This is a genomic window from Achromobacter insuavis (genome assembly GCF_902859645.1).
Classification (GTDB): domain Bacteria; phylum Pseudomonadota; class Gammaproteobacteria; order Burkholderiales; family Burkholderiaceae_B; genus Achromobacter; species Achromobacter insuavis.
The window spans coordinates 111403-130202 of sequence record NZ_CADIJR010000006.1; the positions used below are offsets into that span (position 1 = coordinate 111403).

The 18800-nt window shown below is 68.1% G+C and carries 14 protein-coding genes and 1 pseudogene; 10 read left to right on the forward strand and 5 right to left on the reverse strand.

The features are described from left to right. Window positions 1-139: 139 nt before the first annotated feature. Window positions 140-1573 (forward strand): annotated as a pseudogene (locus H0523_RS05875) (methyl-accepting chemotaxis protein); the annotation flags it as partial. Window positions 1574-1723: 150 nt separating this feature from the next. Here the strand turns inward: H0523_RS05875 and H0523_RS05880 are convergent. Further along, window positions 1724-3580, reverse strand: coding sequence for an EAL domain-containing protein (locus tag H0523_RS05880; RefSeq protein WP_231689847.1), 1857 nt, complete (start codon window positions 3578-3580; stop codon window positions 1724-1726). A 126-nt stretch (window positions 3581-3706) separates the two neighbouring features. Between H0523_RS05880 and rdgB the strand changes: the two genes are divergently transcribed. The 5 genes from rdgB to ntrC all read left to right on the forward strand — a co-directional run bounded on the left by rdgB (window position 3707) and on the right by ntrC (window position 9944). Further along, the gene (gene rdgB, locus H0523_RS05885) at window positions 3707-4330 is read left to right on the forward strand and encodes an RdgB/HAM1 family non-canonical purine NTP pyrophosphatase (protein WP_054431413.1); all 624 of its coding nucleotides are present in this window, start codon (window positions 3707-3709) and stop codon (window positions 4328-4330) included. A gap of 38 nt (window positions 4331-4368) precedes the next feature. Then, complete coding sequence (gene hemW, locus H0523_RS05890; RefSeq protein WP_054431414.1) at window positions 4369-5592, forward strand: radical SAM family heme chaperone HemW; 1224 nt, start codon at window positions 4369-4371, stop codon at window positions 5590-5592. A gap of 184 nt (window positions 5593-5776) precedes the next feature. Continuing rightward, entirely contained in the window at window positions 5777-7189 is a 1413-nt protein-coding gene (gene glnA / locus H0523_RS05895) for a type I glutamate--ammonia ligase (protein WP_054431415.1), read from the forward strand. Window positions 7190-7377: 188 nt separating this feature from the next. After that, window positions 7378-8442 (forward strand): nitrogen regulation protein NR(II), encoded by a 1065-nt coding sequence (glnL, locus tag H0523_RS05900; protein WP_054431416.1) that lies wholly within the window; start codon window positions 7378-7380, stop codon window positions 8440-8442. Next, window positions 8442-9944, forward strand: coding sequence for a nitrogen regulation protein NR(I) (gene ntrC / locus H0523_RS05905; RefSeq protein WP_054431417.1), 1503 nt, complete (start codon window positions 8442-8444; stop codon window positions 9942-9944). The genes glnL and ntrC overlap by 1 nt, the downstream gene beginning before the upstream one ends. A gap of 216 nt (window positions 9945-10160) precedes the next feature. On the opposite strand, the gene H0523_RS05910 is transcribed toward ntrC, so the two are convergent. Beyond that, entirely contained in the window at window positions 10161-11075 is a 915-nt protein-coding gene (locus H0523_RS05910) for a LysR family transcriptional regulator (RefSeq protein ID WP_054431418.1), read from the reverse strand. Between the two features lie 181 nt (window positions 11076-11256). On the opposite strand from H0523_RS05910, the gene H0523_RS05915 reads away from it, so the two are divergent. The 3 genes from H0523_RS05915 to H0523_RS05925 all read left to right on the forward strand — a co-directional run bounded on the left by H0523_RS05915 (window position 11257) and on the right by H0523_RS05925 (window position 14025). Beyond that, a complete protein-coding gene (locus H0523_RS05915; RefSeq protein WP_054431419.1) occupies window positions 11257-11955 on the forward strand; it encodes a pirin family protein in 699 nt (232 codons plus the stop codon). 77 nt (window positions 11956-12032) lie between these two features. After that, the gene (locus tag H0523_RS05920) at window positions 12033-12938 is read left to right on the forward strand and encodes a pirin family protein (protein ID WP_054431420.1); all 906 of its coding nucleotides are present in this window, start codon (window positions 12033-12035) and stop codon (window positions 12936-12938) included. 109 nt (window positions 12939-13047) lie between these two features. Further along, complete coding sequence (locus H0523_RS05925) at window positions 13048-14025, forward strand: Bug family tripartite tricarboxylate transporter substrate binding protein (RefSeq protein WP_054431421.1); 978 nt, start codon at window positions 13048-13050, stop codon at window positions 14023-14025. Between the two features lie 19 nt (window positions 14026-14044). Here the strand turns inward: H0523_RS05925 and H0523_RS05930 are convergent, their stop codons facing one another. The 3 genes from H0523_RS05930 to H0523_RS05940 form a co-directional block, all read right to left on the reverse strand. Continuing rightward, a complete protein-coding gene (locus tag H0523_RS05930; protein ID WP_054431461.1) occupies window positions 14045-14821 on the reverse strand; it encodes an ABC transporter ATP-binding protein in 777 nt (258 codons plus the stop codon). A gap of 5 nt (window positions 14822-14826) precedes the next feature. Beyond that, window positions 14827-16497 (reverse strand): ABC transporter permease, encoded by a 1671-nt coding sequence (locus H0523_RS05935; protein WP_054431422.1) that lies wholly within the window; start codon window positions 16495-16497, stop codon window positions 14827-14829. A 151-nt stretch (window positions 16498-16648) separates the two neighbouring features. Next, complete coding sequence (locus H0523_RS05940; RefSeq protein WP_054431423.1) at window positions 16649-17692, reverse strand: Fe(3+) ABC transporter substrate-binding protein; 1044 nt, start codon at window positions 17690-17692, stop codon at window positions 16649-16651. Between the two features lie 327 nt (window positions 17693-18019). Between H0523_RS05940 and H0523_RS05945 the strand changes: the two genes are divergently transcribed. Then, window positions 18020-18796, forward strand: a complete 777-nt coding sequence (locus H0523_RS05945; protein WP_054431424.1) for a ferredoxin--NADP reductase — start codon at window positions 18020-18022, stop codon at window positions 18794-18796. Window positions 18797-18800 lie beyond the last annotated feature (4 nt).

Here is an 18800-nt window from a genome sequence, read left to right on the forward strand (position 1 = left end):
CCGGGTTCCTGTTCGCAAAAGCGCACTTATGTGACGGCCGTTCGTCATGCGAGGGGGCGGGTTGTGTCAAGAAATTGCCAAACTGCATCCCCATAATCGCGCCGATACGCCTTTGTGGCGATGCAACAGACGGATGGATATGCGGAAAAATCTCAGGGTGACCACGGCGGTTTCGGCCATTCTCGCGGTGTTTGTGGCGCTGTTCGCGCTGGCGGCGGCGGCCGGGATCTTCGTGCTGCGCGAGAATCGCGCCGACATCGAGGCGCTGGGCCGGGGCAGCATCGAGCGCGCCAGCGACCTGTCGGACATGACCAGCAGCCTGTTCCAGGCGCGCGCCGCGCTGACGGACGCCAAGACCGCCATGGAAGGCGGCCTGGAGGAGGCCCGCGACCAGTCGCTCAACCACGCCGACGCGCTGCTCAAGCAGGCCGCGGCCAGCCTGGCGCGGTTGCGCGCCAACGCCGACACCAGCGCCCAGGGCGCGCCGCTGTTCGACCAGGCGCTGGCGGCCTATGCCGCCTTCGCCGACCAGACGCTGGCGCCGATGTTCAAGGCCATCAAGGGCTGGAACGGCATCGAGGTCAACCGGTTGGTGGACAAGGTGCTGCCGGTGTCCGGCTCGGCCTACGTCAAGCAGGCCGACGCCTACCAGGCCTACGCCCGCCAGCAGGGCCAGGCCGCGGTGGCCGACGCCAGCCAGACCATGCAGCGCGTGACGGTGGTGGCCGCGGCGGTGCTGGGCTTCGTGCTGGTGCTGGCGGTGCTGATCCGGCTGGCCTTCCGCCGCCGCATCCTGCGGCCGCTGAACGAGGCTGGCGCGCACTTCGACCGCATCGCCGACGGCGACCTGACCGGCAACATCGCGGTCCACGGCAACAACGAGATCGGCGTGCTGTATTCGGCCATGCGCCGCATGCAGACCGGCCTGTCGGCGGCGGTGGCGTCGGTGCGCCATGGGGTCGAGGAGATCCACACCGGCTCGGGCGAAATCGCCGCCGGCGGCGCCGACATGTCGGACCGCACGGCGCGCCAGGCCGGTTCGCTGCAGGAGGCCGCGGCCAACATGACCCAGCTGGCCCACACGGTGCAGATGACCGCCGGCAATGCCGACCTGGCCAGCCGCCAGGCGCTCAGCGCCACTCAGCTGGCCCAGCGCGGCGGCCAGGCGGTGCAGGAAGTCGTGACCAGCATGCAGGGCATCGCCGACAGCGCGCGCCGCATCGGCGAGATCGTCGGGGTGGTGGACAGCATCGCCTTCCAGACCAACATCCTGGCGCTGAACGCGGCGGTCGAGGCGGCCCGCGCCGGCGAGCAGGGCAAGGGCTTCGCGGTGGTGGCGGGCGAAGTGCGTTCGCTGGCCCAGCGCAGCGCCCAGGCGGCCAAGGAAATCAAGGGCTTGATCGAGGATTCGACCTCGCGCGTCGAGGTCGGCGTGCGCCAGGTCAACCTGGCCGGCGACACCATGCGCGACATGCTGACCTCGGTCGACCGCGTGACCCAGATCGTGGCCGAAATCTCCAGCGCCACGGCCGAGCAGGCCGCCGGCATCGCCTCGGTCAATGACGCCGTGGCCGATATCGAACGCTCGACCCAGGAGAACGCGGCAATGGTCGAACAGACCGCCGCCGCGGCCGCCGCGCTGGAACAGCAGGCCCAGGGCCTGCAGCGCGCGGTGTCGGTCTTCCAGATCGCCCAGGCGGCGCAGGCGGCCGCCGGGCAGGCGTCAGGGCACGAGCTGCGGCAGGGCGCCGCCGCTGTAGCGCTCGGTCACCAGCGACAGGTTCCCATGCTTGACCTTGTGCTTGACATGGGCAGCGGCCGACGCGATGTCCTCCGGGCGGATGCGCTCGCATAAGGACGGGGTGACGGTGAGCGCGCCCACGCCCAGCGTCACGAACGGAAAGAAGCGCGGCACGCCGTAGCGGTCCTCGGCCTCGATGCCGCCGTTGCGGCGGCCTTCGTCGTCGTACAGGTCGATGGCGCGCTCGTTGAACTCGGCGATGACGCGCTGGATGCGCTCGTTCCAGTCGGGGCTGCGCAGCAGCACCACGAAGTCGTCGCCGCCGACGTGGCCGACGAAATCGCGCAACGGATCACAGTGGCGCTTGATGACGTCGGCGGTCAGCATGATCATGTCGTCGCCGCGCCAGTAGCCGTAGACGTCGTTGAACGGCTTGAAGTTGTTCAGGTCGCCATAGCAGATGGTGAAATCGGCGGCGTCCTCCAGCAGCGTGGCGATGTGCCGGCTGATGGGAATGTTGCCCGGCAATGACGTCAGCGGATTGGCGTAGCGCGCGGCCTCGATGCGCATCTCGGTCACCGAGCGCACCAGCGTTTCGCCGGTGGCCAGGCCGTCGTAGCGGCCGTCGCGGGTGATGATGAGGCCGTCCATCAGGTAGCGCTGGTCTTCCGAGATCAGCACGTGGCTCAACTGGTCGATCGACACGTCCAGGTCGACCAGCACCGGCTCGCCGTTCATGAAGGTCGAGCAGGCGTCGCGGCCGAACAGTTCGCGGGTGTAGCGCTGCGCGTAGTGTTCCGAGAAGTCGCGGCGGTTGATGATGCCCACCGGTCGGTTGTCGCCATCGACCACGGCCACCGCGTGCAGGCTCTTGTGCTCGATGAAGAGGCGGTGCACGTCGTCGTTGGTGTGCTTGTTCAGCAGCGCCGCCGGGGCCTCGACCCGCAGGCTGGCGGCGGTGCCGCCGGCCGAGCGCTGCGACAGCGGGGCGGGCGCGCGCACCCGCAGCGAATCGCGCAGCGGCGGGGTCAGCTCGGTCAGCAGGGACTCGTCAGGACGGCCCAGCAGCCAGCCCTGGGCGTAGCGGATCTCCAGGTCGCGCACCACCGCCAGGTCCTCGGCGGTCTCGATGCCCTCGGCCACGATGGCGGTGCCCAGGTACTGCGCCACCTTGAGGATGGCGCGCACCATGTTCTGCTTGCGGTCATCGTGGCCGATGCCATTGAAGAAGTAGCGGTCGATCTTGACCAGGTCGGGCTGCATTTCGGCCCACAGCTGCAGGTTCGAATTGCCGACGCCGTAGTCGTCCAGCGCGATGCGCATGCCGTATTCGCGCAGGCAGGCGAAGGCGCTGCCCAGCGTCGACATGTGTTCGGACAGCGGGTCCTGCTCGGTCAGCTCGACGATGATGTTGGACGGCGCCAGCGTGCAATCCTTGAGCAGCCGCAGCGGCATTTCGTCGCCCCACAGCGTCCAGTAGTGGATCAGGGCCGAGCCGGACAGGTTCAGGAACAGCTTGCCGGCGGCCGGGTTCTGGTCGAAGCCCTGGGCGCCGGCGCGGAAGCTGGCCAGCTCCAGTTGCGGATGCAGGCCCTGGCGGCGGGCTTCGGCGAACAGGGCGTCGGGAAAGTGCAGGGTGGTGTCGACCGGGCCGCGGATCAGGCTTTCGTGGCCATAGATGCGGCTATGCGACAGGTCGATCACCGGCTGGAAGCGGGGGCGCAGCAGCCGTTCGCGCAGGATGCCCGCCAGGCTGACGGGAGTTGGCGCAGCGGCGCCGGACGAAAGGGTGGGCGCGCTGGCCGCAACCGGCCGTGGCAAAGCGTGAAGTGGGTTCATCGCCGGGGCGTTCAGATACGATCAGTGACAAGATTGTCCATATTGACGACGAAATATGTCTGTGTTGTTGCGCTGACACGTAACTTGCAGGGCGGGTTTACGACCACGCCCTATACAATTTACCCCATGACTTCCCCCAAGATTCCCGAATCCCTGCGCCGCGTCGTGCTGGCGTCCAACAATCCCGGCAAGCTGCGTGAGTTCTCCGCCTTGTTCGCCCCGCTCGGCATCGAGCTGGTGCCCCAGGGCGACCTGGGCGTGCCCGAGGCCGAGGAGCCGCACGTCACGTTCGTCGAGAACGCGCTGACCAAGGCGCGCCATGCCAGCCGCCTGACCGGACTGCCGGCGCTGGCCGACGATTCCGGCCTGTGCGTGGCCGCGCTGGACGGCGCGCCGGGCGTGTACTCGGCGCGCTACGCCAAGATGCACGGCGGCGAGAAATCCGACCAGGCCAACAACGCGCTGCTGGTCGGCAAGCTGGCGTCGGTCGCCGACCGCAGCGCCTGCTATGTGGCGGTGCTGGCGCTGGTGCGCGGCGAAAACGACCCGCGGCCGCTGATCGGCGAAGGCGTGTGGCAGGGCGAGATCATCGACCAGCCGGAAGGCGAGAACGGCTTCGGCTACGATCCGCACTTCTACCTGCCCGACCAGGGGCTGACGGCCGCCGCGCTCGATCCCGAGGAAAAGAACCGCATCAGCCATCGCGCCCGCGCCCTGCGCGAACTGCTGAGCAAGCTGAACCAGGCTTGACCCCGGGGCGTCGCCCGCGCCGCCTCCAGGAATACCGAATGTCCATCACCATCCCCATCCGCTCCGAACTGGGCGCGGCCCGCTCGCGCCTGGTCACCCCGGCCGGCGCCACCCTGACCAGCCTGCCGCCGCTGTCGGTCTACGTGCACGTGCCCTGGTGCGTGCGCAAGTGTCCGTACTGCGACTTCAATTCGCACGCCGCGCCCGGCGGCGAGATCCCCGAACGCGCCTACCTGGATGCGCTGCGCAGCGACCTGGAACAGGCGCTGCCGTCGATCTGGGGCCGTCAGGTGGTCTCGGTGTTCATCGGCGGCGGCACGCCCAGCCTGCTGTCGGCCGCCGGCCTGGACGAGTTGCTGGCCATGCTGCGCGCCTGTCTGAACGTGTGGCCCGACGCGGAAATCACCATGGAGGCCAACCCCGGCACCGCCGAGGCCGACCGTTTCCGCGACTACGCCGCCAGCGGCGTGACCCGTTTCTCGCTCGGCATCCAGAGCTTCGACGACGCCCAGCTGAAGAAGCTGGGCCGCATCCATGATTCGGCGCAGGCCCGCGCCGCCATCGAGATAGCCCAGCGCGCCGCGCCGCGCGTCAACCTGGACATGATGTTCGCGCTGCCGGGCCAGACCCTGGAGGCCTGCGTGGACGACCTGCGCCAGGCCATCGGCTTCGGCACCGAGCACCTGTCGCTCTATCACCTGACGATGGAGCCCAACACGGTCTTCGCCAAGTTCCCGCCGGAGGACCTGCCGGACGACGACACCAGCGCGGCCATGCAGGACGCGGTCGAGGCCGAACTGGCCGCGGCCGGCCTGGCGCGCTACGAGGTGTCGGCCTATGCCAGGCCGGGGGCCCGCAGCCGCCACAATCTGAATTACTGGGAGTTCGGCGACTACCTGGGTCTGGGGCCGGGCGCCCACGGCAAGCTGTCGTTCCACGACCGCATCGTGCGCGAGGCCCGCCTGCGCAGCCCGGAATCGTGGATGCGGGCCGCCGCCGCCCGCGATGGCAGCCACCTGGCCGAAAACCGCCAGGTCGGCCCCGACGAACTGCCGTTCGAGTTCATGCTGAACGCCTTGCGGCTGAAGGATGGCGTCGCCGCCACCCTGTTCAACGAGCGCACCGGCCTGTCACTGGCCGCCATCGCGCACCAATTGGAGGCAGCGTCCGCCAAGGGCCTGCTGGACGCCGATCCCACCCGCCTGCGGGCCACGCCCCTGGGCTGGCGCTTCCTGAACGACCTGCAGGAAATGTTCCTGTAGCAATCAGGCACCAAGATGGGGCAATCATGCCCCATTATTTGCACCAAGTTGGTGCTACATTGCCCCATGACATGACAGGCCTCCCCGGGGAATCCCGGGGGTGAGACCTGGCACGCTTATTGCTTCCCTCTTTTATGCCAGTCGAGCGGCACAGCCCTCGACCCTTTTATCTAATGGAGATGACATGGCAAGCCCGAAAGACGTCCTGAAACAGATCGCCGACAACGAAGTCAAATTCGTGGATTTCCGCTTTACCGATACTGTTGGCCGTGAGCACCACGTGTCCGTGCCCACCAGCCAGATCGACGAAGACAAGCTGGAAAGCGGCCAGGCTTTCGACGGTTCGTCGATCCCGGGTTGGAAGGGCATTGAAGCGTCCGACATGCTGCTCATCCCCGACTGCGCCACCGGCAACCTGGACCCGTTCCGTGAAGAGCCGACCCTGATCCTGTCGTGCGACGTGGTCGAACCGTCGGACCTGAAGGGCTATGACCGCGATCCGCGTTCGCTGGCCAAGCGCGCCGAAGCCTACCTGAAGGCCTCGGGCCTGGGCGACACCGCCTACTTCGGTCCGGAACCCGAATTCTTCGTGTTCGACGGCGTGACCTGGAACACCGACATGTCGGGCACCTTCGTCAAGATCAAGTCGGAAGAGGCCTCCTGGTCCACCGGCCTGGACTTCGACGGCGGCAACACCGGCCATCGTCCCGCGGTCAAGGGCGGCTACTTCCCGGTTCCCCCGGTCGATTCGTTCCAGGACATGCGCTCGGAAATGTGCCTGCTGATGGAACAGATGGGCGTGCCGGTCGAAGTGCACCACCATGAAGTCGCCGGCGCCGGCCAGCTGGAAATCGGCACCAAGTTCAGCACCCTGGTGCAACGCGCCGACTGGACCCAGATCGTCAAGTACATCGTGCACAACGTGGCCCATGCCTACGGCAAGACCGCCACCTTCATGCCCAAGCCCATCGTTGGCGACAACGGTTCCGGCATGCACGTGCACCAATCCATCTGGAAGGATGGCCAGAACCTGTTCGCGGGCAACGGCTACGCCGGCCTGTCGGAATTCGCGCTGTACTACATCGGCGGCATCATCAAGCACGCCCGCGCCCTGAACGCCATCACCAACCCGGGCACCAACTCGTACAAGCGCCTGGTCCCGCACTACGAAGCCCCGGTCAAGCTGGCCTACTCGGCCCGCAACCGTTCGGCCTCGATCCGCATCCCGTACGTGGGCAACCCGAAGGGCCGCCGCGTCGAAGCGCGCTTCCCGGACCCCCTGGCCAACCCGTACCTGGCCTTCTCGGCCCTGATGATGGCCGGCCTGGACGGCGTGCAGAACAAGATTCACCCCGGCGATCCCGCCGACAAGAATCTGTACGACCTGCCGCCGGAAGAAGACGCGAAGATCCCGACCGTGTGCTCCTCGCTGGAGCAGGCGCTGGAAGCGCTGGACAACGACCGCGAGTTCCTGACCCGCGGCGGCGTGTTCAGCAACGACATGCTCAACGCCTACATCGACCTGAAGATGGCCGATGTGAACCGTCTGCGCATGACCACGCACCCGGTCGAATTCGACATGTACTACAGCCTCTGATTTCAGAGGTTGTGGCTGGGGGAGCGCGATGATGTAGGCAGAAACCAGGGCCGACACCACGCGCACCGCCAGGTCGCCGACCCAAGACTTGCCCGTCCGGCCCCGTGCCGGCGGGCAGGGCGCCGCACTCAGGCGCCGCCGGGCCGGTGTTCCGATTTCCCCCTGTAGTCATTCGGGTACGTTGAAAAATGAATGTAGAAGCTCTCGATCTGCTTGCCACGTCCGTTTTCCTGGTCAACGCACGCGGGCATATCGAATACGCCAATGCGGCCGCCGAGGATCTGTTCGGCCGTTCCCGCAAGCAGCTGTGCGGCCACTCCGCCGCCACGTTGTTCGACAATCCGGAAAACATCCAATCGTCCATCGACCGCGCCGCGGCCGGCAGGTATGCCGACGTCCGGCAGCTGGCCTCATTGCGCCGCGCCGCCGAATCGGTGGAAGTGGCCGTGACCACGGTGGGCTTGAGCGGCCAGGCCTGGCCGGTCCTGATCGAGACCCGCGAGATCGAGCAGCGCGTGCTGGCCGACCGCAACCATCGCCTGGTCGACGAGATCGAGGCGCATCGCGAGCTGCTGCGCAACCTGGCGCATGAAGTCAAGAATCCCCTGGGCGGCTTGCGCGGCGCCGCGCAACTGCTGGAAGCCGAGCTGCCGAGCGCGGCGCTGGCCGAGTACACCCAGGTCATCATTTCCGAAGCCGACCGCCTGCAGGCGCTGGTGGACCGCCTGAGCGGCCCGCAACGTGTGCCGCTGAACGCGCGGCCGGTGAACATCCATGAGATCTGCGAGCGCGTCTGCGCCCTGATCCAGGCCGAATTCCGCAACGACGTCACGCTGGTGCGCGACTACGACGCGTCCATGCCCGACCTGAAGGGCGACGCCGCCCGCCTGATGCAGGCGGTGCTGAACGTGGCCCGCAACGCCGCGCAGGAACTGGTCGCGCGGCCGCAGGCGCCCGGGCTGGAGCCCGGCGTCGTCACGCTGCGCACCCGCGTCGCGCGGCAGGTCATGCTGGCGCATCGCCAGCACCGCCTGGCGCTGGAGCTGTCCATCATCGACAACGGTCCCGGCGTGCCGGAGCACATCCGCGACCGCATTTTCCATCCCCTGGTCACCGCCCGCGCCGGCGGGACCGGCCTGGGCCTGAGCCTGGCCCAGGATTTCGTGCAGCAGCACGGAGGCATCATCGAATTTGAATCCCGACCCGGGCGCACCGAGTTCCGCCTGGTCCTACCGATGGAGCCCGCACTCTGATGAAACCCGTATGGATCGTCGACGACGACCAGGCCATCCGCTGGGTCCTCGAAAAGGCCCTGGCCCGCGCCGGTGTCCCCACCCGTAGTTTCTCCCAGGCAGCCGACGTGCTCGACGCGCTGGCGCACGACACGCCCGTCGCCCTGGTGTCCGATATCCGCATGCCCGGCGGCAACGGCCTTGAGCTGCTGCGCCAGCTCAAGGAACGCCATCCCGGCCTGCCGGTCATCGTCATGACCGCCTTCGCCGACCTCGACAGCACCGTGTCCGCCTTCCAGGGCGGCGCTTTCGACTACCTGGCCAAGCCCTTCGACGTGAACGAGGCGGTGGCGCTGATCCAGCGCGCCATGCAGGAATCGACCCAGCCCGAAAGCCCCGAAGGGCAGGGCGAGGCCCAGAACAATGAACGCTGGATGATGACGCAGTCGTCGTCCACCGCCATGCAGGAAGTGTTCCGCGCCATCGGCCGGCTGGCGCAGTCCAAGGTCACCGTGCTGATCACCGGCGAGTCCGGCACCGGCAAGGAACTGGTGGCGCGCGCGCTGCACGGCCACGGCATGCGCGCCGGCGGCCCGTTCGTGGCGCTCAACGCCGCCGCCATCCCGCGCGACCTGCTCGAAGCCGAGCTGTTCGGCCACGAGCGCGGCGCCTTCACCGGCGCCAACACCCTGCGCCGCGGCCGCTTCGAGGAGGCCCACGGCGGCACGCTGTTCCTGGACGAAATCGGCGACATGCCGATCGAACTGCAGACGCGCCTGCTGCGCGTGCTGGCCGAAGGCAGCTTCTACCGCGTCGGCGGCGCGCAGCCCGTGCGGGTCGACGTGCGCATCGTCGCCGCCACCCACCAGCCGCTGGAGCAGCGCGTCGAACAAGGCCTGTTCCGCGAAGACCTGTTCCACCGCCTGAACGTCATCCGCCTGCGCCTGCCGCCGCTGCGCGAGCGGGTCGAGGATATCCCGGCGCTCGCCAACCACTTCCTCACCGCCAGCGCCCGCGCGCTCGGCGTGCCGGTCAAGCGCCTGACCCCGGAAGCGCTGGCCGTCCTGACCAAGTTCGACTTCCCCGGCAACGTGCGCCAGCTGGAGAACTTCTGCCACTGGCTCACCGTCATGGCCCCCGGCCAGACCGTCGAGCGCGCCGACCTGCCGCCCGAAATCCGCGCCATGGAACACGCGCCCGCCGCCGGTTCGGTGTCCCCGCGCCCGCCGGCCGGCGCCAGCGTCGCCGCCATCGGCACCGTGGTCCAGCATCCCGCGCCCGCCGCCGCCGACGAAGCCACGCCCCGCAACTGGCAGGACTCCCTGCTGCGCGACGCCCAGTACCGCCTCGAACGCGGCGAACCCGCCGTCATGGCCACTCTGACGCGCCAGTTCGAGAAAATCCTGCTCCAAAGCGCCCTGGACGCCAGCCGCGGCCGCCGCGTCGAAGCCGCCTCAAGACTGGGCATCGGCCGCAACACCATCACGCGCAAACTGCGCGAACTCGGCATCGAAGACGAGTAGGGCGGCACGCGCTCTCCACCCGCGCGCAGCGACCGCCGCTACCCCATCCTCCGCCGCGTAAGTCAGGTAGCGGCCGCCCGCGCGGCCCTACCTGACGGGCCGAACCCGCTCTCGGCTAAGACACCCCTCCAGCAACGCCACAAACCCGGCCGACGCCCCGGGCGGCCTACGAAGCCCGCGCGATCGCACACCAACGTCCAAGACAAGAACGCCCCTTCACCCCATCCCCAGCAACCCCTCACAAAGCCGAGGCGACTTCAACTTCTGCAGCCACCACTTGAGCGCCTCCCCCGGCTTCTCCGCCCGCCACGCATACGCCACATGCTCGGTCAACGACATCCCCTCATCGGTATCGCAGACCACCAGCACCCCCTGCGCCAGATACGGCGCCGCCAGCGTCAGCGGCAGATACCCGCACCCCAGCCCGCGGATCTGCGCCTCGATCTTGGCCTGCATCGTCGGCATCACCAGCGTCGGCTGCTCCGCCAGGATCCCGCGCGACTGCGGCGGCAGGTTGCGTGACGTGTCGGCCACCACCACCGCGCAATAGCGCGTGATGTCGGCCCGGCTCAGCGGCTGCGGCGCCGACGCCAGCGGATGGTGCGCCGCCACGCAGAAGCCGAACTGCGCCTGTCCCATCGTCACCGAGCGGTAGGGGCCGGTCGGTTCGCCCGCCGCGCCCGCTCCGATCACCAGGTCGGCGCGGTTCGACGTCAACGCATCCCAGTTGCCGCTCAGCACCTCGGTCGAAAAGCGCAGCTTGGTCGCGCTGCCCAGCGCCTGGAACTCCTCGACCAGGTCGTACAGCGGCCGCCACGGCAGCACCGCGCTCACCGCGATGCGCAGCTCCACCTCCCAGCCGGTGGCGATGCGCTTGACCCGGCAGGCCAGGTCGTCCAGCGACTGCAGCACGTGGCGGCCATCCTTGAGCAGCGCCTCGCCCGCCGGCGTCAGCAGCGCCCGGTGCCCCGAGCGGTCGAACAGCAGCACGTCCAGCCCGTCTTCCAGCTTGCGGATGGCGTAGGTCACGGCCGACGGCACCTTGTCCAGCTCGCGCGCCGCCTTGGCGAAGCTGCCATGGCGCGCGATGGCGTCCACCAGGATGAGCAATTCGGGCGTGATCGGCTGCATGGGAAGGTTCCGGGCAATATCGTTCAAAAAATTTGAATGGTTTCTTCAAATCATAGCGTCAAACCGGCTGCCGAGTACGCGCACAATGTCACTCATGCCGGTTGAGCAGCTGGCGCCAGACCCAAACAGGCAGGCGCCGGATCGAGCGAAACCATTCACATATTTGAAACAGGAGTCCACCATGCTTACCCTTCGCCGTAGCGCCGAACGCGGTCACGCCAACCACGGCTGGCTCGATTCGTTCCACACCTTTTCGTTCGCCAACTACTACGATCCCTCGCACATGGGCTTCGGCGCGCTGCGCGTGATCAACGATGACCGCATCGCCGCGGGCCGCGGCTTCGGCACCCACGGCCACCGCGACATGGAGATCATCACCTACGTGCTGGACGGCGCCATCGCGCACAAGGACAGCATGGGCAGCGGCTCCACCATCCAGCCCGGCAACGTGCAGCGGATGAGCGCCGGCCGCGGGGTGATGCACTCCGAGTTCAACCCGCGCGCCGACAAGGAAACGCACATGCTGCAGATCTGGATCGAGCCGAACGTCACCGGCATCGCGCCGGAGTATGAGGAAAAGGCCTTCACCGACGCGCAAAAGCGCGGCCGCCTGCAAGCCGTGGTGTCGGGTGACGGCATCGATGGCTCGATGACGATCCATCAGGACGTGCGGCTCTACGCCGGCCTGTTCGACGGCGACGAGTCGGCCACGCTGGAACTGGCCCCTGGCCGCCGCGCCTGGGTGCACGTGGCGCGTGGCAGCCTGACCGTCAACGGCGTCGCGCTGGCGGTCGGCGACGCGGTCGCCATCAGCGATGAAACGCGGGTGGCGCTGTCCGGCGGCGACAGCGCCGAAGTGCTGGTGTTTGATCTGGCCTGAGGCCGGCAGCCGGGTGGATCGCCGATCCGCCCGGCCTTAACATGGCCCCAAGACGGCCAACCTACAGGAGCATTCCCATGTCCACTTTGTCCCAAGCCGGCGACAGCCAGATCGAAACCGTGGTGGTGCCGCGCAGCAGCGACCTGGGCGGCTTCGAAGTCCGTCGCGCGCTGCCCTCGGCGCAGCGCCGCACCGTCGGCCCGTTCGTCTTCCTGGACCACATGGGCCCGGTTGAATTCACGGCCGGCTCGGGCATCGACGTGCGCCCGCATCCGCACATCGGCCTGTCGACCGTTACCTATCTGTACGAAGGCTCGATGGTGCATCGCGATGGCGCCGGCAACACCCAGACCATCCTGCCCGGCGAGGTGAACTGGATGACGGCGGGCCGTGGCATCGTCCACTCCGAGCGCTCCTCGCCCGAAAGCCGCCAGGCCGCGCAACGCCTGGCCGGCCTGCAGATCTGGGTCGGCCTGCCCAAGGCCCACGAGGAAACCGATCCCGGTTTCACCCACTACGGCCTGGACGCCCAGCCCGTGATCGAAGGCGAGGGGGTGCGCGCGCAGGTCGTGGCCGGCTCGCTGTTCGGCAAGACGTCGCAGGTCAAGACCCATTCGCCGCTGTTCTATGGCGACATGCAGTTGCAGGCCGGCGCCGTCACGGTGCTGCCCGCCGAGCACGAAGAGCGCGCCGCCTACCTGGCGATCGGCTCGGTCGAGGTGGACGGACAAGTGTTCGAGAGCGGCCGCCTGATCGTGTTCGCCCCGGGCCGTCCGGTGCAGATCCGCGCCTGTACCGACGCGCGTTTCGCGGTGCTCGGCGGCGAGCCGCTGGAAGGCCCGCGCTTCATCTGGTGGAACTTCGTCTCCAGCAGCAAAGACCGCATCGAGCAGGCCAAGGAAGACTGGCAACGCAACCGCTTCGGCCAGACCGTGCCGGGCGACGAGACCGAGTTCATCCCGCTGCCCGCGCCGCGCGCCTGATGTCGGCGGCCGGTCCGCTGTCCACGGGCTGGAACGCGGACCGCCATCCCCGACGGCGCGGCAGTATGATGCGCATCCCTAACGTGATAACAATCGGGATGGAGACATCATGCAACGCTTTACCCTGAACGCGCTGCGCGGCCTGGCCGCGCTGGCGCTGGTCCATGGCGCCGCCGCGGCGCAGGCCGCCGGCTATCCGGCCAAGCCCATCGTGTTCATCGTGCCGTACACCGCCGGCGGCACCACCGACCTGGTGGCGCGCACGGCCGGCGCGAAGGTCGCCGAGAAGCTGGGCCAGCCGGTCATCGTCGAGAACCGTCCGGGCGCCGGCGGCAACATCGGCATGGACGCCGTGGCCAAGGCCGCGCCGGATGGCTACACCATCGGCTTCGGCGCCATCTCCACCAATGCGCTGAACCCCTTCGTCTACCCGTCGATGCCGTTCGATCCGACCAAGGACTTCACCGGCATCAGCATGCTGGGCGCGTCCTCGGTGGTGCTGGAAACCGGCCCGTCGCTCAAGGTCGACAGCGTCAAGGACCTGGTGGCCTATGCCAAGCAGCACGCCGGCACCGCCTTCGGCACGCCCGGCACCGGCACCTCGATGCACCTGGCTGGCGTCATGTTCGACCAGCTCACCGGCGCCGGCATGCAGCACATCCCCTACAAGGGCAGCGCGCAGGCGCTGAACGACCTGCTGGGCGGCCACCTACCGATCATGTTCGACAACCTGCCGGCCTCGCTGCCGCACATCAAGTCGGGCAAGGTCCATGCGCTGGCGGTCACCGGCAGCAAGCGCGCGCCGGCCTTGCCGGACGTGCCGACGCTGGCCGAGCTCGGCTATGGCGGGGCGGTGGTGGATCCGTGGTTCGCGGTCTATGGCCCGGCCAAGCTGCCGCCGGAAATCACGGCCGCGCTGAGCGAAGCCTTCCAGGCGGCGCTGGCGATGCCGGACGTCAAGGACAAGCTGGAGCAGGCCGGTTTCATGCCCTATGGCTCGACGCCCGCCGAAGTCGAGCGCCTGACCCGCAGCCAGTACGAGTCGTTCAAGGCGCTGTCGCAGAAGGTCAAGCTGTCGGCCGACTGAGCGCCGCGCGGTCCGTGGATCAGCGGCCGCGCTCGAACACCTGTTCGCGCTGCTCGGCCAGCGCTTCGCGCCGGATGAAGTCGCGCACGAAGTCGTCGGCCGGGTGGTGGTGCAGGTTGTAGGGCGTGTCCCACTGCGCGATGCGCCCGGCCGCCATCACGCCGATGCGGTCGGCGATGGCGAAGGCCTCGGCCTGGTTGTGCGTCACCAGGATGGCGGTGTGGCCGGTGGTCTTGAGAATCTCGCGCACCTCGAAGGCGAGGCGTTCGCGCGTGTCCACGTCCAGATTGGAAAACGGTTCGTCGAGCAGCAGCAGGTCGGGCGAGGGCGCCAGGGCCCGGGCCAGGGCCACGCGCTGCTGCTGGCCGCCGGAGATTTCGTGCGGATAGCTGTTGGCGACGTGCGCCAGGCCGACCAGGGTCAGCATTTCCTCGACCCGGCGCGCGCGTTCGGCGCGCTCCAGGCGGCGCAGGCCGAAGGCCACGTTCTGCGCCACCGACAGGTGCGGGAACAGCGCGTAGTCCTGGAACATCATGCCGACGCGGCGCTTTTCCGGGGCAACCTGTTCGGTGGGCGAGGAGATGACCGTGCCGTCCAGCAGGATGCGGCCGGCGCGTACCGGCTCGAAGCCGGCGATGGCGCGCAGCACGGTGGTCTTGCCGCAGCCGGATTCGCCCAGCAGGCAGCCGATGTGGCCGGCCGGCAGGCCCAGCGTCAGGTCCTGCACCACGGGGCGCAGGCCCTTGGGCGTGTCGTACGCCAGCGAAAGATGATCGAGTTCGAGCAGATCGGGCACGATGTTCAATGTCCCATTTTCAGATTGGTGCGGGCCAGCAGGATGACGGGCAGCAGGCCGGCCAGCACGATCGCGAGCGCGGCGACCGCGCCTTCCTCGTAGGTGCCGCGGGCCGCTTCGGCATAGAGCCAGGTGGCGAGCGTGTCGAAATTCATGGGCCGCAGCAGCAGCGTGGCCGGCAGTTCCTTCATGGCGTCCACGAACACCAGCAGCGCGCTGGCCGCCAGCGCCGGGCGCAGCAGCGGCAGGTGGACGCGGCGCAGGGTGCCGGCCGAGCTTTCGCCCAGCAGGCGCGAGGCCTGCTCCAGCGACGGCGGGATGCGCGCCAGGCCGGCCTCGAGCGCGCCGGTGGAAATGGCCAGGAAGCGGATGGCGTAGGCGCACACCAGCGCCGCCATCGAGCCCATCAGGAACAGACCGCTGCCGCCGAAGACCTTGGCCACGGCGGTGTCGATCCAGACGAACGGCGTCAGCAGGCCGATGGCCAGCACGGTGCCGGGCACGGCGTAGCCCAGGCTGGCGACGCGGGCGCAGGCGCGGCCCGGGTTGAAGCCGGCGCTCTCGCGCAGGGTGCGTCCGGCCCAGGTCACGATCAGGCCGCAGACCAGCGTCACGAGGGTGGCGCTGAACGCCACGATCAGCGTGTTGCTCAAGCCGTTGAGCAGTTGGCGGGAGACGCCGCCCACCATGTGCAGGCGCTTGTAGGTCTCGACGACCAGGTACAGCGCCGGGGCGATGAAGCCGATCAGCACCGGGATCCAGCCCAGCACCGCCGCCAGCGCGGCGGCCGCGCCGCGCAGCCGGCGCGGCTGCATCGGCCGCATGCGTTGCGTGTTGGCGTAGCGCTGGCGCTTGCGGCCATGGCGCTCCAGCAGGATCAGGCCGATCACGATGGCCAGCATGGTCAGCGCGATCTGCGCCGCGCCGGCCAGGTCCGAGCGCGTGACCCAGGTGGTGTAGACCGACACGGTCAGCGTCTGCACGCCCAGGAATTCCGAGGCGCCGATGTCGTTCAGGGTTTCCAGCAGCGCCAGGCTGACGCCGACCACGATGGCCGGGCGCGCCAGCGGCAGCGCCACGCGGAAGAACACGCCGTAGCGGCCCGCGCCCAGCGTGCGCGCCGCTTCCAGCAGGCTGGCGGCCTGCGTCATGAACATGACGCGGGTGCTGAGATAGACGTAGGGGTAGAGCACGAAGCCCAGCACGAAGATCGCGCCGTAGATCGAGCGCAGGTCCGGCAGCCGGAACTGGCGCGGGCTGTCATAGCCCAGCAGCGCGCGGATGGCGCTCTGGATCGGGCCGATCGGGTGCAGCAGGTCGAGATAGGCGAAGGCGATGATGTAGGTCGGCACCGCCAGCGGCAGCAGCAGCGCCCAGGTCAGGGCGCGCCGCGAGGGGAATTCGTAGGCCGTCACCAGCCAGGCCGAGCCGGTCCCCAGCAGCGTCACCAGCACGCCGACGCCGGCCAGCAGCGCGGCGGTGTTGGCCAGCGCCTGCGGCAGCACGTAGGTGGCCAGATGGCGCCAGTGCGACAGGTCGCCGCCCAGGGCCCACCAGACCAGGGTCAGCACCGGCGCCAGCACCGCCAGGCCGATGAGGGAGGCGCCAGCCAGCCAGCCGGCGCCGCGTTCAGCCCAGCGCAAACGCAGCGGCCGGGGCAGGGAATCTGTATGCATGCTTCACAAGGGTTGCTGCGGGAAAGGCGCCACGCGGGCGGCGCCTATAGTAGCGTCAAGGCCTGCCGCCGCCCGTCCCGGGGGTTCCGGGCGAGCGGGGGCAGGCCTGAGTGCCGCGAGGCGGCGCCGGCGGGCGCCGCCTGGCCGCGTTTTAGTTGTCGAAACCGACCTTGTCCACCAGCTCGCTGGCTTGCTTGCGGTACTTGGCGATCTCGGTCAGGGGCAGGGGATCGACCTTCAGTTCGCCGAAGCTGGCGATGACCGGGTCGAGCTTGACGCCCTTGCGCACCGGGTACTCGTAGTTGGCCTGCGCGTACAGCGCCTGGGCCGGCTCGGAGACCAGGTAGTCCAGCAGCTTGATGGCGTTGGCCTTGTTGGGCGCGTGGGCGGCCACGGCGGCGCCGCTGACGTTCACGTGGGTGCCGCCGCTCTTCTCGTTGGCGAAGGTCGGGCGGATCACCTTGATGGCGTCGCCCCATTTGCGGGCGTCGGTGCCGGCTTCGGCGTTCTTCATGTGGCCGACGTAATAGGCGTTGGCCAGGCCGATGTCGCAGATGCCGCCCAGGATGTCGCGGGCCACGTCGCGGTCGCCGCCGGCGGCCTTGCGGGCCAGGTTGGCCTTGACGCCGCGCAGCCACTTCTCGGTGGCCTCGGCGCCGTCATGGGCGATCATGGAGGCGACCATGGCGGTGTTGTAGGGGTGCTGGCCCGAGCGGATGCAGACCTTGCCCTTCCATTTCGGGTCGGCCAGGTCTTCGTAGCGGAAGGATTCCAGCTTCAGGTCCTTTTCGACGTACAGCACGCGGTCGCGCAGCGACAGGGCGTACCACTTGCCATCGGCGCCGCGCAGGTTGGCGGGGATGACCGATTCCAGCGTGGCCGACTTGACCGACTGCGTCACGCCGCCGTCCACCAGGTCCAGCAGGTTGCCGATGTCGACGGTCATCAGCACGTCGGCGGGCGACTTGGCGCCTTCGGCCTTGACGCGCTCGAGCAGGCCGTCCTTGACGAAGACGGTGTTGACCTTGATGCCGCTTTCCTTGGTGAAGGCGTCCAGCAGCGGCTGGATCAGCTTCGGTTCCCGGGTGGTGTAGAGGCTGACTTCCTCGGCCGCGTGGGCCGGGACGGCGAAGGCGGCGGCGCCGGCCAGGGCCAGGGCGCGCAGCAGGGTGGTCATTTGGGGACGCATGGACATAACGGGAACTCCGGCAAGGGTTGCGGCGGCCGGCGCGTAAACGCCGCCGCTGCTCAAAGCGGTCTGCTAACGAAAATGATTATCAAGTCAGAGCGGCACGATAACAGGAAGTTTTATCGTGTTCAACTAGATGTAAGACTGGCGCTAAGACCCTTGATCCCCATCAATACGGCATAAGCGTATTACGGAATAATGAGAGCAATTATCATCAAGTCCCTGTAGAATAGGGACAACCCTAATACCGGGCGCGTCTTTTGTGCGCCGCGGCGAACCCCAGCGGGGCAGGTTGGGCATGATGTCCTTTGTTCCGCGCTTACTAGATACGACATGGCTGCTTTCAATACCGAGCGTGTACTGAGCGTGCACCACTGGAACGACACCCTGTTCTCCTTCACCACCACGCGTGACGCGGCCCTGCGGTTCCACAACGGCCACTTCGTCATGATCGGCCTGGAAGTCGAAGGCAAGCCGCTGCTGCGGGCCTACAGCATCGCCAGCGCCAACTACGAAGAAAACCTCGAATTCCTCAGCATCAAGGTGCAGAACGGTCCGCTGACCTCGCGCCTGCAGCACCTGAAGGAAGGCGACACCATCCTGGTCAGCCGCAAGCCGGTCGGCACCCTGGTGGTCGACGATCTCAAGCCGGGCAAGCACCTGTTCCTGTTCGGCACGGGCACCGGCCTGGCTCCCTTCATGAGCATCATCAAGGACCCGGACGTCTACGAACGTTTCGACAAGGTCATCCTGGTGCACGGCGTGCGCTGGGTCAGCGAACTTGCCTACGCCGACTTCATCGAAAACGAGCTGCCGAACAACGAGTTCTTCGGCGACGTGGTGCGCGACAAGCTGGTTTACTACCCGACCGTCACGCGCGAGCCGTTCCGCAACCAGGGCCGCATCACCGAGCTGATGGAAAACGGCAAGCTGTGCGCCGACATCGGCATTCCCCAGATCAACCCCGAAACCGATCGCGCCATGATCTGCGGCAGCCCGCACATGCTGGCCGACATCAGCGCCATGCTGGACAAGCGCGGCTTCGTGGTGTCGCCGGGCGTGGGCCAGCCGGGCGACTACGTGGTCGAGCGCGCCTTCGTCGACAAATAAATCG